Genomic DNA, 14,778 nt, shown 5'->3' on the forward strand with positions numbered 1-14,778 from the left:
CTGCGCGCTGCTCTCGCTGCTGGCACTGACCGGCTGCGCGTCGCCGTCCGGAACTGCACTGCAGCCGGTGCCGACGGTCTGCCCGGAGCTGCCGGCGCCGCCGGCGTGGGCGATGGTGCCGCCGCCGTCGCAGACCTCGACCCAGCGGTTGCGGAGCGCGTTTTCGCTGTCGCCGGCGACGACCAGCGCGAGATCGACAAACTGAAGGCCGTGCAGGGGTGGGTGTGCGCCGTGCGGCCGGCGACGCCCGGCTGCTGAGAATCGCCTAGACTTTCCGGACAACCTCCGGGAGGTCACATGGAAATCGATTGGAAGCATGCCCCGAAGCGGGCCAGGTGGTGGGCCGTCGATGCCAATGGCGAGGCGCACTGGTTCCTTGAGCCGAACGTCGCGCCATTCACGGATTTCTGGTTCTCGGATCCGGTTCCCGCGCCGCAGTTCGGGTTCGATGGGGATTGGCGAAAAAGCCTCGCAGTTCGACCTGCTCCGGCCGGCCGTCCGTAGTCGGACGTCACCGTCAGTACATTCCGGCACGCCGCATCTCGTCTCTCAGCAGGTGCAGCAGCCGGTGGAACGGCCCAAGGGGGCCGCCCAGTTCGCCCTTATCCTTGGCGTTTCGATCCCAGGTTTCCCACCAGTCCATGATTTTCACGAGCGATTTCCGGAGCATGACGATCTCCAGGATCAGGCGACGAACCTCGGGATCGCGGTGTGCGCGCCACATCTCACGCAGTTCAGTGTCGCTTGGCGCGACGAAAGAGGGCATCGTGGGTGCGTGTTTGACGAACGGATCCTTGAGCGGCACCACGTTCCGATCGACCTTCGTTTCTTCGAGCGCTCGCGCGTCGACCTCCTCTGGTGCGAAGCCGATGTAGCTCACGAACTCGCTGACCGTCAGCGGAAAAAAAGTGCTTGTGCGGTCTTCGGTGTCTGGATACGTGTACTCCCAGACGTACGCCCAGTTCGGTTTCATAATACGATATACACTGTATGAATGCACAGTATATTGCGGAGTAATATGCAGCAGTCAAGCGCCGAAAAAGGGGATCGGCAATGTGCACGAACTACCGCGCGCCGGACGAAGATCCGGGCATCAGCGAACTGCGGCTCGGCTTGATCGATCTATGGAAGCGTGCGCCGTGGGAGCCGGAGATCTGGCCGGACTATGCGGCACCGATCGTGCGCGCGGCCAGCGACGGCGCAGAGGCCGTGATCGCGAACTTCGGGATGATCCCGAAAGCTCATCAGCCGCCGGGAAAGAAATACCTGACGGTCAACGCGCGCGCTGAGACGGTGGGGGAGAAGCCGGCCTACCGGAACGCGTGGCGCGCGGGGCAGCGTGCATTAATTCCTGCGCGCTGGATCTATGAGCCGAACTGGGAGACCGGCAAGCACGTGCGTTATCGCATAGGTCTCATGGGCTGGCAGCCGCTTTGCGTCGCGGGTATATGGCGGGCGTGGAAGGGGGCGGACGGCGGTGAAATCCTGGCAATGGCAATGCTGACGGTGAACGCCGACGAGCACCCGGTCATGAAGCACATGCACAAACCGGGCGATGAGAAGCGGTCGGTGGTGATCCTGCGGCCGGCCGACTACGACGAGTGGCTGCACACGAAAAACATCGAGGCCGCTTGCGCGATGTTGCAACTTTATCCCGCGGACGAACTCGTTGCTGTGACAGCGCCCAAGTCCGCCAAATCGGAGAGTTAAGGTTTCAAAGGCGGCGGGACTACTTTACGGAAGACGCCGTCGCCGCCAGACGTTTCGCCGCCAGACGTTTCGTACATGAGAAGGTGCCGCCCCATCTGAAGCAGGACCTGAAGGTCATCGATCGAAAGATGCGCAGGCGTTGCGTCGTTTGCTTTGTATAGGCTGATGGCGGTTTCGAGGCGTTCGAGCGTATCGATTCATAGCCCCCTCTGTTTTCGAAGCGGGTGAATCATAGAGCAAAAAGCCCGCAGGAAAGGCGGGCTTCACAGGTCCGGCCGCCAAAGTTATTAGACGGCTATTAGACTTCTTATTAGACAGGTGTCGCGGTGGTGCCGCGAAACCCTTGCATATGGTGGTCGGAGCGATAGGATTCGAACCTACGACCCTCTGATCCCAAATCAGATGCGCTACCAGGCTGCGCTACGCTCCGAAGAATCATGGATTGTATCGCCCCTATCCAAGCCGGGTCAATCTCCGCGTGCAATGGCGGACGCATGCATGCAGACTGCGCAAGAATGGCGGGGCGCCGCGGCAAAGCGCTCGCCGTGCCGCGACGCTGCGGCATGCGGCTTCAACCCATTCTGGAGACGTCCTTGTGATGAACCTGATTCTCTGGCGGCATGCCGAAGCCGAAGACTACGCGAGCACCGATCTCGCGCGCCAGTTGACCGCGCGCGGCCGCAAGGAAGCGCAGGCCGTCGCGAAATGGCTGCGCGCGCGCATCGAGCGCCACGCGACAGTGCTCGCGAGCCCGGCCGCACGCACAGTGCAGACGGCCGAGGCGCTGACCGACCACTATCGAACCGCCGACGAACTCGCGCCCGGCTGCGACGTCGGCGACGTGCTGGCCGCGGCCGGCTGGCCGGATGGAATTGCATCGACGGTCGTCGTCGTCGGACATCAGCCGACGCTCGGCTGCGTCGCCGCGTATCTGCTCGCCGGCTCGGACGAGAGCTGGAGCCTCAAGAAAGGCGGTCTGCTGTGGCTTTCGAGTCGCGCGCGCGAGGGCAATGGGCAGACTGTGCTGCGCGCGGCCATCTCGCCCGATCTAGTCTGATTGGCCGCAATCAAACGCTATTTCATCCTTTCTGCTAAAGTCAAATCGGCGACACGTCACCGAATGGACACCGTTTTGCCACGCAAGCGTCACGGCCGGTTACTACATTGGCGGGCATGTCGTCTCCTTCCTTACGACCAGGAAAGCCTAATGCGAGAACTGCCGACGCCCACGCTCCCATTTGCCTCGCTACCTCTTGACCTGCCGCGCCGCCGTCTGCCGCGCGCGTCCGAAACGGTTACTGCTGAGTTCCGCCTGCGCGCCGCCTGGGCGCGTACCGAAGACGAGTTGCGCGAAGCGCAGCGTCTGCGCCACAGCGTGTTCGCCGAGGAAATGGGCGCGCACGTGAGTGGCCCGGCGGGCCTCGACGTCGATTCGTTCGACTCGTACTGCGACCACCTGCTCGTGCGTGATCTCGACACGCTGAAAGTCGTCGGCACCTATCGCGTGCTGCCGCCGCATCAGGCCGCGCGTGTCGGCCGCCTGTACGCGGAGGGCGAGTTCGATCTGTCGCGTCTCACGCACCTGCGCTCGAAGATGGTCGAAGTCGGCCGCTCGTGTGTGCATCGCGACTATCGCAGCGGCGCCGTCATCATGGCGCTCTGGGGCGGCCTGGGCACCTACATGCAGCAAAACGGCTACGAGACGATGCTCGGTTGTGCGAGCGTGTCGATGGCCGACGGCGGCCACTATGCGGCGAATCTCTATCAGTCGCTTGGCGACGCGCTGACGGCGCCTGAGTATCGCGCGTTCCCGCACACGCCGCTGCCCGTCGACGAACTGCAGACCGGCGTGAAGGTCGCGTCGCCGCCGCTCATCAAGGGTTATCTGCGGCTCGGCGCGAAGATCTGCGGCGCACCCGCATGGGATCCGGACTTCAATTGCGCGGACTTCCTGACGCTGTTCCGCCTGTCGGACATCAATGCCCGCTATGCGCGTCACTTCCTGAACGAACCGCTGCTGCGCTGAAGCTGCCCGGCTCGATGCGAACGACGGCACGGCGAATGCATCGCCGTGCCGTTGCTCTATTGGCGGTTATCAAGGAAGCGAAACGATGGAGTGAGTCGTGTCGCGGTGTCGCCGTGCATTCAATTGACGTGCGACGCGCTGCGACCGCGCGCATTCCAGCGCGCAAACAACGCCTCTCGCGCCCGCCATGAGCGGGCATCAGGTGATTTCAAACTGGCACCGTCCGCGCGCTATGTTGGCGCGCCGCGCGCATCCGCGGGCGGCGTCGCGTTCGTCGTGCATTAGACGGTGGAAGAGAGGCGGCAGGGTGTCAGTGCTTGCGCCGCCAGTCGAGCAGATGATGCTCAGCCATCCAATGATGGATCATGCCTTCGCCGTTGTGCGAGCGCTTGTATTCACGCGACTCGTACACCGACAAGCTGACGAGCACCAGCAACCCGATACCCAGGCCGATCAGGCCCGCAATCGATTCGGCATCCATGGCAGCCCTCCTTTCACACCGGCATAGCGCCACGTCTACATAGTAGGACATGCCGGCGCGGACGCGAAGTCGCGCGTCGGCGTCATCGCACGCCAATTTCCAGTAGACTCGCCGGGCGCGATCCGGCAGAAACGGGGGCGCGATCGTTCATTGACTCCGAGGAAATTCATGACCCGCATCGTCATCGCCGCGCTCGTGGCGGCCGTGCTCGCCGGCTGCGCAAGCGATCCCCGGCAGGGCCGCCGCGGCACGCCGCCGCAAGATCCTCCCGATTATCAAGGCGTGCCGACCGACATGACGCCGCCGTCGATGCTCGGCGAACCCGGCGCAGGCGGGGAGGCCGCGGCGTCCGCGAAGCAGCCGCAATAAGCGCCGGGCACGGCGACTTGGCGGCGCTCACGCAGCGTCCTACGCGCTTGCGATGCGGGCGACGGTGCGGCTCGCCGATCGGCAGCGTCGAGTCGCACGACCCAGGCCGTTTGACGGCGCATTCACGTCGACAAGGCCGCCATCGGCGATTGACGGGATCGGCAAGCCCTGCGCCGCGGGCGACGCGAAAAACGCGTTAGCCTGCGATGTGCGCGATCGACGGCGCGCGGCCCGCGACAGCTCGCTCGAGCCCGGGCAGATGGCGCGCGAGCGTTGCGCCGCGCGCCGCCATGAACACGAGCAGCCCGACCCAGAGCCCGTGATTGCCGAACGGACCGACAAGCGCGAACGTCGCTGCCACAAACAGCGCGAACGATGCCGCCATCGCGCGCATCAGCGCTCGTGTATGCGTCGCGCCGATGAACACGCCGTCGAGCATGAAACCCCAGACTGAGATCACCGGCGACAGCGCGGCCCAGGGCAGGTAGCGTTCGGCGACGCTGCGAATCGACGGCTGATCGGTGAGTTGCGCGACGATCCAGCTGCCCGCGCCCCAATAGACGAGTGCGAAGCCCAGCGCGCCGATACCTGCCCAGAAGAACGTCACGCGCAGCGCTTGCCGGAACGCGTCGCGGTTGCGCGCGCCCGCCGCCGCGCCGACGAGTGCCTCGGCGGCGTGCGCGAAGCCGTCGAGCGCGTACGCCATGAAGGTCTGGAAATTGAGGAGGAGCGCGTTCGCGGCGAGCGTCGCGTCGCCTTGTCGCGCGCCGAGATGCGCGAACCAGCCGAACGCCGACAGCAGGCACAGCGTGCGCAGGAAGATGTCGCGATTAAGCGCAACGAGGCGCGCGAGCGCCGCGCGATCGAAGAGCTCGACGCGCCTGATCTTCGGCAGGCCGCGCGGATTCAACCAGCGAAGCAACAGTGCGCTGAGCGCGAAGCCCGCGATATCCGCCGTCGCGGTCGCGGCGCCGATGCCCGCGACGCCCCAATCGAAGCGATATACGTAGAGCAGCACTGCGCCGATGTTGACGATGTTGATGAACACCTGGATCGCGAGTGCGACGCGCACGCGCTGCATGCCGAGCAGATAGCCGAGCACGACGTAGTTCGCGAGCGCGAACGGCGCGGCCCAGATGCGCGCATGCGCGTAGTCGAGCGCGGTCGAGCGCACCGCGTCGCTGCCGCCGAGCGCGGCGAACGCAAGGCCTATGAGCGGTGTTTGCAGCGCGAGCACCGCCGCACCGAGTGCGAACGCGAGCAGCAGCGCGCGCAGCACGTTGATGCGGATGCCGGCGAGATCGTTCGCGCCGAACGCCTGTGCGACGAGCCCTGTCGTACCCATCCGCAGGAAGCCGAAGCCCCAGTACACGAAGTTGAAGAAGAGGCCGCCGAGCGCGACGCCGCCGAGATACTGCGGGCCGTCGAGGTGGCCGGCGACGGCCGTGTCGACCGCGCCGAGAATCGGCTGCGTGAGATTCGCGGCGATGATCGGCAGCGCGAGGCCGAGCACGCGGCGGTGCCAGCTCGCGGCGGAGCGCGGCTCGGGGTCTTCGTCGGGGTGCGCGGACGCGGAGGGGGCGGACATCGCGGCGTTACGTGCGTTCCTGCACGCACACCCACGGCGACACGACGACCGCCCACAGCTCCGGATTGCGCGTCGCGTAATCGTGCGCGGTTCCGGCCTGCATCCGTTCGACGTGGCCCGCGGACAGCCAGCGTGTGACCTGATCCTTGTCGTCGCCGGCGATCGCTTCGGCGACGCTCACGAGATCGAGATCGCGCGCGACCGACAACAGTTTGCCTTGCGCGAAGAAGCGCTCGAGATCGCACCAGTCGATCTTGGCGGTTTCGCCGAGAAGCTTTAGGTAGAGCGGGCTGTGTTGCGCGTCGAGGGAGGAGGGGGTATTCGGAGGCATGGAGTGAGGCAATTGAACTACGGTGAGCGCCACTATAAACCATTCGCGCGGCCGGCGAGACTCGGCCGTTCGGACGAGTTTTGCAACGCGCGGCGGCATGGGACGATAAGGGCGTACGCGTGCCGATGGATCTGCTTGAGCGGTGTGCGTGGGCGTAATCGCGTCGCTTTTGCGGCCGGTTCGATGCGCGTCGCTCGCTTGCACCGCACGCGTTTCGAACATCGGATGCATCACGCATTACGTGTCACGCAGTGCACGGCGGATGATCTTGCCCGTTGCGGTCATCGGCAGGCTGTCGACGAATGCGACCGCTCGCGGATATTCGTGTGCGGCGAGCCGGGTCTTCACGTGCGCCTGCAGCTCGTGTGCAAGCGCGTCGTTTGCTTCATAGCCGGTGTTCAGCACGACGAACGCCTTGACGATTTCGGTGCGGGTCGCGTCCGGCACGCCGACGACGGCGGCCATCCGCACCGCCGGGTGCTTGAGCAGGCAGTCCTCGATCGGGCCCGGACCGATCCTGTAGCCGGCGCTCGTGATCACGTCGTCGTTGCGGCCGACGAAGCGGACGAAGCCGTCGGCATCGGCGACGCCGACGTCGCCCGTCAGCAGATAGTCGCCGGCGAACTTCTCGCGCGTTGCATCGGGCTTGCGCCAATACCCGATGAACATCACCGGATCGGGCGCGCGCACGCCGATGTTGCCCTCGACGCCAGGCGGCAGCGCATTGCCTGCATCGTCGACGATCACGATGCGATGTCCGGGCGCCGCCTTGCCGATCGTGCCCGCTCGCGGCTCGAACAACGCGCTGCACGACGATAGCACGACGTTGCATTCAGTCTGTCCGTAGAACTCGTTGATCGTCACGCCGAACGCGTCACGCCCCCATGCGACCAGTTCGGCGCCGAGCGACTCGCCGCCGCTCGCGACCGACTCGATTGCGAGCGTGTAGCGTTCGCGCGGCTGGGTGACGGCCGCGCGCATCAGCTTCAGCGCGGTCGGCGGCAAGAACGTGTGCGTCACGCGGTGCCGCGCGAGCAGCTCGAACGCGGCCACGCCGTCGAACTTCTCGAAGCGGCGCGCGAGCACCGGCACGCCGTGATGCAGCGACGGCAGCAGCAGGTCGAGAAGGCCGCCGATCCACGCCCAGTCGGCGGGCGTCCAGGCGAGGTGCGCGCGCGCCGGAAAGAGGTTTTGCGACATCTCGACGCCGGGAAGATGGCCGAGCAGCACCCGGTGCGCGTGCAGCGCGCCCTTCGGCTTGCCCGTCGTGCCGGACGTGTAGATGATGAGCGCCGGATCGTCGGCCGACGTGTCAGCGGGTTCGAGCTTGTCCGACTCGGCCGCGAGCGCCGCATCGAACGCGAGCACGCCGGGCTCGGCGAGATCGGGCGCGCCGTCGATGCAGTAGATCGTCGCGAGCGACGGCAGCGACGCGTGTAACCGCGCGATCTTCTCGTAGCCGGCGCGATCGGTGACGAGCGCGACCGCGCCGCTGTCGCCGAGGCGGAATTCGAGCGCGTCCTCGCCGAACAGCGTGAAAAGAGGCACCGCGACCGCGCCGAGCTTGTATGCGGCCAGATGCGCGATCGCCGTTTCCGGGCCTTGCGCGAGCAGAATGCCGATCCGGTCGCCGCGCTTCACGCCTGCGCGCGCGAAGCTGTTCGCGAGTCGATTAGAGGCGCTTCTCAACTGGTCGAACGTGTAGCGCGCGATGACGCCGTCCGCATGCTCGTGAATCAGTGCGACGCGGCCGCTGCCGTCAGCCCATTTGTCGCATGCATCGACACCGATGTTGTAGCGCGCCGGAACGCGCCATTCAAAGCGGTCGACGCGTTCGGCGTAACTGGCGGCGTGGGGCAGCATCGGGCGTCTCCGGTTGTTTTTTGTGCGGCGTTTCGACGCACAGTACACCGAATCGCCGGGCGTACGCGTGGCCGTTAGGGGCGATCCTAGAGGGCGCGTTCATGCGCATCATGCGCAAACCACAAATGCCGCGTATGATCGTTTCACCAACGATAGATACGACCATGGACCTGTTTCTGATAGCTACGGGGCTCAGCGTGATAGGGATCGGCGCGCTGGTGGTGTTCGCGCGCCATGTCGATCCGCTTTCCGGCCGTCTGCACGGCCGGTTGCGCAAACGCTGATCGTTCTCTTGATCCGATCGCCCGGCTCGCGCCGGAACGCGTATGACGCGCCGTGCCGTGCGCGCCGCTTCGCGCTGCGTCAGCGCGACGGCAGGTAGCGCGACGGATCGATCGAGCGGCCGCCGTAGCGCAGCTCGAAATGCAGCGCGACACGGTCGTTGTCGGTGTCACCCATCTCCGCGATTTTCTGTCCCTGCGCAACCGTCTGGCCTTCCTTCGCGAGCAGCGTGCGGTTATGTGCGTACGTCGTCAGGAAATCGGCGTTGTGCTTGACGATCAGCAGATTGCCGTAGCCGCGCAGACCGTTGCCCGCATAGACGACCGTACCGGCTGCTGCCGCGACGATGGGCGTGCCCGCCGTGTTCGCGATGTCGATGCCCTTCGACTTCGAGCCGTCGAATGAGCGGATCACGTTGCCGGCGGCGGGCCACACGAGCGATATGCTCGACGCGGGCTTCACGGAGGGCGGCGGCGAGGCAGTGGGCGACGACGGCGCCGGGCGGCTCGGGCTGCGCGAGGCGCTCGTCGTGCCCGATGTCGAAGCGGAGCCCGGCGGCGGCGCGATGCGCAGCACCTGGCCGACTTCGATTGCGTCGGGATTCGTGATCTGGTTCCAGCGGATGATGTTCGCGATCGACTGGCGATTCGCGCGCGCGATCTGGGAGAGCGTGTCGCCGCGCTCGACCCGGTAGAAACCGGGGCCGACGGGCGCCGAGCCGCACGCGGCGAGCAGCGCGGCAAGCGATGCGACGACGAGCCGTCTCGTGGTTTTCAGCAACATTGAACCTCGCAAAGCACCGCCGCGACGGTGCGCGGCGGCGGATACAAAAACATCTGATTTTAACGGGTTCGGCGGCGGGCTCGTCGTTTTGGGGTGTTTGGACGTCGGTGGCGGGTGTTCGGAAGGGTTGGCACGCGGGCGGAGCGGGCCCGCGCGGCAGCCGTTCGAGCAGGCTGCCGCGCCCGGTCGAGCGTGGTGCGCGGCGTTACGCGATCGGCGTCACGCGGATGCGCAGCGCTGCGGTTTCGGTTGCGCCCGGCGCGACGTGACGTAGGCCGAGGCCGTTGTGGATCGCGTCCGGCAGGCCAAGCCACGGCTCGACGCAATAGAAATCCGATCCCGGCGCTTCGGTCCACGTCGTCACCGCGTACCACGGCACCGAGCCTGGGCGGTTCAGGTCGATCTCGATTGCGTGGCGGCGGCCGGGCATCAGTACGCGCACCGGCTCGGCGGGCACGCCGTCGAGGCAGTGGAAGCGGTCGAGGATGCTCGGATCATCGAGCGTGTAGCGCGGCAGGCCGGCCTCGGGCGCGCTGATCGAGCCGTCGTCCAGTTGACGGCGTCGCTGCGTCGGCGGCAATTCGAGCACCGTCGACGCGCGTTCGGCATGCGGCAACGCGAAATAGAAATGATGGCCCGCATAGTGCGGCAGCGGCGTGTCGCCGAGATTGGTCGTGGTCAACTCGACGTCGAGCGTGCGCGCGTCGACGAGCCGATAGCGCGCGGTGAAGCGGAATTCGAACGGAAAGCCGGCGCGCGTCCGGTCGCTGCTTTCGAGCGTCAGCGCGACACCGCGGCCATCGGCGTCGACTTGCGCGTCGAACGGCAGGTCGCGCGCAAAGCCATGCATCGGCAATTCGCGGACGATGCCTGCACCGTCGCGCCAGAAGCCGATCCGCCCATCGACGCGGTGGCGGCCGAGAAACGGGAACAGCAGCGGATTGCCGCCGCGGATCTTCGCGGGGAGGGAACGGTCGGCGGATTCCGGCCAGAAGACGACGCTCGCGCCGTCGATGCTCCACGACAGGAGTCGTCCGCCCACTTGGGGCGCGATGCGCGCGAGCGACGCGCCGTCGATGAGTTCGAGGATGTCCTGATTCTGGAAAGAAGGCATGATGGCAGGCGTCGGCGTTCGCTAGGGTAGGGCCGCCAAGGATAGCGGAATCGCCGCGGGCTTGGGTGCGCGGGGCGGTGCAGCGGGTCACGCGCGGACAGCTAAGGGAAATCGCGCATGCGGGAAATCGAGAATGTCAAAAGTGGCAATCTGTAAGGACAATGACGCAAACCGGTCATTCTTAAAGCGCCGGATCTGTACCTAATAAGGAGCGAACATGGATCTGGCAACTGCAATGGCCCTCACGCTGTTCGGCATGTTCACCGGCAGCACCGTGCTGTTCTTCTACAAAGTCGGCCGCTGATTCGCCGCTTTTCGCTCCCAGAGCATTGTTGCAATCTGCGGCGATGCGCTCTCGTCCAAGCTTTCAATCGCATTAAAAGTGTATCTGGCTGTTAGCCAGATGCCCGATTCGCGCCAAACGCCTTGGCGCGGTCATTCTCGCTCGGCATAATCGGGGCGCGGTTTTTTCGGGCGGCGCAGCGATCTGCACGACGCCGTTCCCGTCAGTTCTCCTCGCTTAACCCTCTCCGATAAAAGGACCGACGCGTGAGCCTCTGGTTTCTGGTATTTCTGAGCGTCCTGCAGGGCGTCACCGAACTCTTTCCTGTCAGCAGCTTGGGGCACACGCTCCTCGTGCCCGCGCTTGTCGGCATGCACATCGACAAGCATGCGCCGCAATTGCTGCCCTTCCTCGTTGCACTGCACCTCGGCACCGCGTTCGCGCTGCTGTGGTATTTCCGCGAGCGCTGGGTCGCGCTGATCGCCGGCTTTTTCGCGTCGCTGAACGGACGCAAGAATGACGAGGGCCATCTTATGTGGGCGCTCATCGTCGGCACGATTCCGGCTGGGCTCGTCGGGCTGCTGCTCGAAAAGCGCATTGAGCGGGTGTTCCACGATTTGCGTATCGTCGCGATCGCGCTGATCGTCAACGGCATCCTGCTGTGGCTCGGCGACCGCATCCAGCGTGCGCGCGCACATCGTCCCCCCGAGAAGCTGACGTTCAAGCAGGCGTTTTTCGTCGGCCTCGCACAGATCGGTGCGCTAATTCCAGGCTTTTCGCGCAGCGGTCTGACGATGATCGCCGGCAACGCGGCGGGGCTCACGGCGGAGAAGGCGGCGGAGTTCTCGTTTCTGCTTGGCACGCCGATCATCTTCGCGGCGGGGCTGCTCGAATTGCCGAAGCTTTTCCACGCGCCGGATCAACTTGCCGACGCGTTGCTGGGCGGCGTGTTGACCGCGATCGCTGCGTATCTGAGCGTGCGGTTCCTGATGCGTTATTTCGAAGGGCGCGGGCGGCTTGCGTCGTTCGGCTTGTACTGCGTGCTCGCGGGCCTTTTCTGCCTCGGCTGGTTCATATTCCACACGCAGCCGGTTTGATGCGATTGGCGTTTCCGATCGCTTCCAGGAGGCGATCGGGTATAATTGCCGGCTCGGTTTTTGCCGGGCTTGCCGTGGGATGCTTGTCATGGCCGTCGGAACATTTCGGCAGCCTCCCGCAGCGCTGAAATGTGCGGCGCTTGCCGCCACTTTCCTCCTCCTCGACCGCCCTTAGCTCAGTCGGATAGAGCAACGGCCTTCTAAGCCGTAGGTCACACGTTCGAATCGTGTAGGGCGGGCCAGCTAAAAGCCTTATGCAGCAAGGGATTGCGCCGCTTCCGACAGCGGCGTTTTTTCTTCCTGCCCTACCGACTGCGCCCAAAATGTGACCGTCCCGGCGTGCTGCGCCAGATGGCTGGGCGCAAGGTGTGCGTACTTCTGCACCATCGCGATGGTCTCCCAGCCGCCCAACTCCTTCAGCACCATCAGCGGCGTGCCGCGCTGTACGTGCCAGCTCGCCCAGGTGTGCCGGAGGTCGTGCCAGTTGAAATCCTCCATCCCAGCAGCTTGACATGCGCGCGCGAAATCTCGCTTGTCGATCTGTCCGATCAGCTTCGGCGGCCCGTCTCCGCGCGTGTACTCCCGCGTGAAAACGAGATCCGTCGCCGTCTGCATGCGCCGCTCGAGCACGCTCATCGCGTCCTGGTTGAGGGGCACCGATCGCGCTCGCTTCGACTTCGCTCCGGCGTGTGTGATCCATGCATTGCGCTGCGCGAGATCAACCTGCGAAATTCTCAAGCCGAATAGCTCGGATTCGCGCATGCCTGTCGCCACGGCGACGATCGCGGCGTCGCGCATCCACGGCAGGCGCAACGCGTTGATCATCTTCATGATCACTTCGGGCGGCTCCCACCGTACACGTACATCAGGCTCTTCGAACCGCTGAAGCTTCGGCACGCGGTCCAGCCACTCCCACTCAACGCACAAGTTCAGCATACGCCGTATGGTATTGACGTAGCGGTTTCGCGTGCCGGGCTCCAGCGGCCGCGCCGGCTTGCCCTTGATCAGCCGATGCGTTGGGAGCGCATCGAAGATCTCGTCGGCCGTGATAGTCCGAATCGAGCGTCCGACAAATTGCTCTCCCCAGTACGTGACGTGCCGCAGTTTCCCGGCATAGTCACGCTGCCCCTCGCACAGCTTCAGAAACCGCATCGCCGCTTCTTCGAAAATACGATCGGGAACCTCTCCCAGCTTGTCTTGCCGCCACAGATCAGCTTTCAGCCGGTCGTGGTATTCCTGCGCTGCCCGCCTGTCCGTTGTTTCAGCAGAGCGGCGAATTCTTTCGCCGCTTGGCGTGCGGAGGTCGATAAACCAGACCCCGGAGCCTTTACGTCTGCGGATTGACATCCATTTTCTCCACCGACCCGCAGCGATAGCCGGGTCAGATTGTTGCGTTTTTCTGATAGTCCGGCAAGCCGCGACGGCCAGACCCGCCAAACCCGGGAGCCCGGTAGGCGAAATCCAATTTGCTTGCGCATCGCGAACACGGTGCTGTACGACAGCTGCATGCGCTCAGCGACTTGCTGGAGGGTGAGGGCGGTTTCGTCGTGTTCGTTCACTGATCGATCCTCCTGAAATCGACAACCCATACCCACGGGTTCGTGTCCCACCCGTAGCCGCGCGCGGCGTTGAGGCTGTCCCACAGATCGTGAAATGCGCGAATGCTCGGCGGCCGGAAGGCACCGGCGCAGTACCCGCGCATGTGATGGTCCTCGATCGTCACGCCTTCGGCGCCCGCATCGGCCTCGCTGATCGACCGCAGCCGCTCGACGCGCACGCCGGTCACTTCGAGCAGCGTGCGCGCGGCGGCGCGCGGCATGAAAATAGACGGCCGGCGCCACCACGCCGGCAGCACGCCACCGCGCGCGGCGTTCGGCACGGCGCCATCGAAGCGGTATTCGCGGCCAGTCTCGAGCGTCATGTCGACGAAGTGCCACTCGTCGCGCTCCTTCTTCGCGCTGTAGCGAGTCTCCCACCGGCCGTATGCGATGTACGACTCGCGCACCCAAAGCTGGTCTCCAGGCACGCCGTACGGGCACCGCGTCGGCGCGCACCGCCATTCGTAGGATCCGCGAGTAGGCGCGTCCAGAACCCACGCGTTTCCGACAGCACTGGCCGTCAGGCCGGAGAACTGGAGATTCAGTCCGGGCCGCACGGTGCGCCAGTTCACCACGCGGCGCGTCTGCGACTTCCGGCCGGCGCGCGCGGCGGCCGACATCGGCTCGTTGAAGAGGATGGGGTGTTCGGTCACAGGTCGAGCTCCTTCGTATCGCCGAACGTCGTCGTCGCGAGGCGCACCATCTCGCCGATGTTGGTCGACAGCTTCCAAGACGGATAGGTCGTTGCGAGCTGCGCCTGCAGCTTCTTCCATTCGCCGAGGGTCATCGTCATGGTGAGCGGCATCGGCACGTCGTCGGGCCGCTGGATCTTGAATTCGGATTTCATCGTGGCTCCGGGAATTCGTCGTGAGTGCGGCCGTCGAGGTGGCGGCCGGCGGTCTTCTTGCCGACGCGATATACAGTCGGCTCGTCGTCGTAGCTCAGGCCGTCATGCTCACCGGGCGTCATCGTGCTGAACGACCATTCGTCGCCGAACCAGTCGGCGACACGCTCGGTGCGCGTGGGCCGGCCACCGCAGTTTTCGCCGGGCGCCCACTCACCCCATTGCTTGAACAGGAACGGCACGCCGGCGGCCGCGCACTGATCGCGCAGGTCGCGAGCCCAGTCGGGGTGCATCGGCCGCGCGTCGGCGCCGCTTTCGCCGCCGACGATCACCCAGTGCAGGCCGCCATCGTCCGGACGGCGGCATTCGAACTGCCTCTTGCCTTCGTGCGTGCGCCAGTTGCCGGTAG

17 protein-coding genes, 2 tRNA genes and 1 pseudogene are annotated in these 14,778 nt (G+C 65.3%); 8 read left to right on the plus strand and 12 right to left on the minus strand.

Translation table 11 applies throughout. The annotated features are described in order from the left end of the window. Positions 1–258: pseudogene (locus tag WS69_RS24040) on the plus strand (lysis system i-spanin subunit Rz); the annotation flags it as partial. 39 nt (positions 259–297) lie between these two features. Then, positions 298–504, plus strand: a complete 207-nt coding sequence (locus tag WS69_RS32090; protein ID WP_082716438.1) for a hypothetical protein — start codon at positions 298–300, stop codon at positions 502–504. A 13-nt stretch (positions 505–517) separates the two neighbouring features. Here the strand turns inward: WS69_RS32090 and WS69_RS34300 are convergent, their stop codons facing one another. Beyond that, on the minus strand, positions 518–973 hold the full coding sequence (locus WS69_RS34300) for a hypothetical protein (RefSeq protein WP_059473169.1): 456 nt from the start codon (positions 971–973) through the stop codon (positions 518–520). 80 nt (positions 974–1,053) lie between these two features. On the opposite strand from WS69_RS34300, the gene WS69_RS24050 reads away from it, so the two are divergent. Beyond that, on the plus strand, positions 1,054–1,710 hold the full coding sequence (locus WS69_RS24050; RefSeq protein ID WP_059473170.1) for an SOS response-associated peptidase: 657 nt from the start codon (positions 1,054–1,056) through the stop codon (positions 1,708–1,710). Between the two features lie 353 nt (positions 1,711–2,063). On the opposite strand, the gene WS69_RS24055 is transcribed toward WS69_RS24050, so the two are convergent. Continuing rightward, a tRNA-Pro gene (locus WS69_RS24055) sits at positions 2,064–2,140 on the minus strand. Positions 2,141–2,308: 168 nt separating this feature from the next. Here WS69_RS24055 and sixA point away from each other — a divergent pair. Then, positions 2,309–2,767 (plus strand): phosphohistidine phosphatase SixA, encoded by a 459-nt coding sequence (sixA, locus tag WS69_RS24060; RefSeq protein WP_059473171.1) that lies wholly within the window; start codon positions 2,309–2,311, stop codon positions 2,765–2,767. A 150-nt stretch (positions 2,768–2,917) separates the two neighbouring features. Beyond that, complete coding sequence (locus WS69_RS24065; RefSeq protein WP_059473172.1) at positions 2,918–3,736, plus strand: GNAT family N-acetyltransferase; 819 nt, start codon at positions 2,918–2,920, stop codon at positions 3,734–3,736. Positions 3,737–4,046: 310 nt separating this feature from the next. On the opposite strand, the gene WS69_RS32100 is transcribed toward WS69_RS24065, so the two are convergent. Next, a complete protein-coding gene (locus tag WS69_RS32100) occupies positions 4,047–4,217 on the minus strand; it encodes a hypothetical protein (RefSeq protein ID WP_010102873.1) in 171 nt (56 codons plus the stop codon). 168 nt (positions 4,218–4,385) lie between these two features. On the opposite strand from WS69_RS32100, the gene WS69_RS24070 reads away from it, so the two are divergent. Next, positions 4,386–4,586 (plus strand): hypothetical protein, encoded by a 201-nt coding sequence (locus WS69_RS24070; RefSeq protein ID WP_059473173.1) that lies wholly within the window; start codon positions 4,386–4,388, stop codon positions 4,584–4,586. A 196-nt stretch (positions 4,587–4,782) separates the two neighbouring features. Here the strand turns inward: WS69_RS24070 and WS69_RS24075 are convergent, their stop codons facing one another. From WS69_RS24075 to WS69_RS24095, 5 genes are all read right to left on the minus strand, one after another. Beyond that, positions 4,783–6,174: an MATE family efflux transporter gene (locus WS69_RS24075; protein ID WP_059473174.1), complete on the minus strand. Its 1,392-nt coding sequence runs from the start codon at positions 6,172–6,174 to the stop codon at positions 4,783–4,785. A gap of 7 nt (positions 6,175–6,181) precedes the next feature. Next, entirely contained in the window at positions 6,182–6,505 is a 324-nt protein-coding gene (locus WS69_RS24080) for a DUF2288 domain-containing protein (protein ID WP_059473175.1), read from the minus strand. Positions 6,506–6,742: 237 nt separating this feature from the next. Beyond that, the gene (locus WS69_RS24085; protein WP_059473176.1) at positions 6,743–8,368 is read right to left on the minus strand and encodes an acyl-CoA synthetase; all 1,626 of its coding nucleotides are present in this window, start codon (positions 8,366–8,368) and stop codon (positions 6,743–6,745) included. 363 nt (positions 8,369–8,731) lie between these two features. Further along, positions 8,732–9,433 (minus strand): peptidoglycan DD-metalloendopeptidase family protein, encoded by a 702-nt coding sequence (locus WS69_RS24090; RefSeq protein WP_059473177.1) that lies wholly within the window; start codon positions 9,431–9,433, stop codon positions 8,732–8,734. Positions 9,434–9,638: 205 nt separating this feature from the next. Next, entirely contained in the window at positions 9,639–10,547 is a 909-nt protein-coding gene (locus tag WS69_RS24095) for an aldose epimerase family protein (RefSeq protein ID WP_059473178.1), read from the minus strand. Positions 10,548–11,096: 549 nt separating this feature from the next. Here WS69_RS24095 and WS69_RS24100 point away from each other — a divergent pair. Beyond that, positions 11,097–11,927, plus strand: coding sequence for an undecaprenyl-diphosphate phosphatase (locus tag WS69_RS24100; RefSeq protein WP_059473179.1), 831 nt, complete (start codon positions 11,097–11,099; stop codon positions 11,925–11,927). A gap of 165 nt (positions 11,928–12,092) precedes the next feature. Next, positions 12,093–12,169, plus strand: a tRNA-Arg gene (locus WS69_RS24105). A gap of 10 nt (positions 12,170–12,179) precedes the next feature. On the opposite strand, the gene WS69_RS35090 is transcribed toward WS69_RS24105, so the two are convergent. From WS69_RS35090 to WS69_RS24125, 4 genes are all read right to left on the minus strand, one after another. Continuing rightward, positions 12,180–13,274, minus strand: a complete 1,095-nt coding sequence (locus tag WS69_RS35090; protein ID WP_059473180.1) for a tyrosine-type recombinase/integrase — start codon at positions 13,272–13,274, stop codon at positions 12,180–12,182. 208 nt (positions 13,275–13,482) lie between these two features. After that, complete coding sequence (locus WS69_RS24115; protein WP_059473181.1) at positions 13,483–14,178, minus strand: hypothetical protein; 696 nt, start codon at positions 14,176–14,178, stop codon at positions 13,483–13,485. Beyond that, on the minus strand, positions 14,175–14,372 hold the full coding sequence (locus WS69_RS24120; RefSeq protein ID WP_059473182.1) for a hypothetical protein: 198 nt from the start codon (positions 14,370–14,372) through the stop codon (positions 14,175–14,177). The genes WS69_RS24115 and WS69_RS24120 overlap by 4 nt, the downstream gene beginning before the upstream one ends. Beyond that, positions 14,369–14,778 (minus strand): DUF5131 family protein (locus tag WS69_RS24125; protein WP_156438369.1); only part of this gene is annotated, 410 nt, incomplete at its 5' end. The genes WS69_RS24120 and WS69_RS24125, both read right to left, overlap by 4 nt.

Source organism: Burkholderia sp. BDU5 (genome assembly GCF_001522845.1).
In the GTDB taxonomy this organism is placed as follows: Bacteria; Pseudomonadota; Gammaproteobacteria; order Burkholderiales; family Burkholderiaceae; genus Burkholderia; species Burkholderia mayonis.

Bases quoted from the DNA above. Each gene is read 5' to 3' on its own strand.
- WS69_RS32090 (WP_082716438.1), top strand. From the start codon at position 298: ATGGAAATCGATTGGAAGCATGCCCCGAAGCGGGCCAGGTGGTGGGCC.
- WS69_RS34300 (WP_059473169.1), bottom strand. From the start codon at position 973: ATGAAACCGAACTGGGCGTACGTCTGGGAGTACACGTATCCAGACACC.
- WS69_RS24050 (WP_059473170.1), top strand. From the start codon at position 1,054: ATGTGCACGAACTACCGCGCGCCGGACGAAGATCCGGGCATCAGCGAA.
- sixA (WP_059473171.1), top strand. From the start codon at position 2,309: ATGAACCTGATTCTCTGGCGGCATGCCGAAGCCGAAGACTACGCGAGC.
- WS69_RS24065 (WP_059473172.1), top strand. From the start codon at position 2,918: ATGCGAGAACTGCCGACGCCCACGCTCCCATTTGCCTCGCTACCTCTT.
- WS69_RS32100 (WP_010102873.1), bottom strand. From the start codon at position 4,217: ATGGATGCCGAATCGATTGCGGGCCTGATCGGCCTGGGTATCGGGTTG.
- WS69_RS24070 (WP_059473173.1), top strand. From the start codon at position 4,386: ATGACCCGCATCGTCATCGCCGCGCTCGTGGCGGCCGTGCTCGCCGGC.
- WS69_RS24075 (WP_059473174.1), bottom strand. From the start codon at position 6,174: ATGTCCGCCCCCTCCGCGTCCGCGCACCCCGACGAAGACCCCGAGCCG.
- WS69_RS24080 (WP_059473175.1), bottom strand. From the start codon at position 6,505: ATGCCTCCGAATACCCCCTCCTCCCTCGACGCGCAACACAGCCCGCTC.
- WS69_RS24085 (WP_059473176.1), bottom strand. From the start codon at position 8,368: ATGCTGCCCCACGCCGCCAGTTACGCCGAACGCGTCGACCGCTTTGAA.
- WS69_RS24090 (WP_059473177.1), bottom strand. From the start codon at position 9,433: ATGTTGCTGAAAACCACGAGACGGCTCGTCGTCGCATCGCTTGCCGCG.
- WS69_RS24095 (WP_059473178.1), bottom strand. From the start codon at position 10,547: ATGCCTTCTTTCCAGAATCAGGACATCCTCGAACTCATCGACGGCGCG.
- WS69_RS35090 (WP_059473180.1), bottom strand. From the start codon at position 13,274: ATGTCAATCCGCAGACGTAAAGGCTCCGGGGTCTGGTTTATCGACCTC.
- WS69_RS24120 (WP_059473182.1), bottom strand. From the start codon at position 14,372: ATGAAATCCGAATTCAAGATCCAGCGGCCCGACGACGTGCCGATGCCG.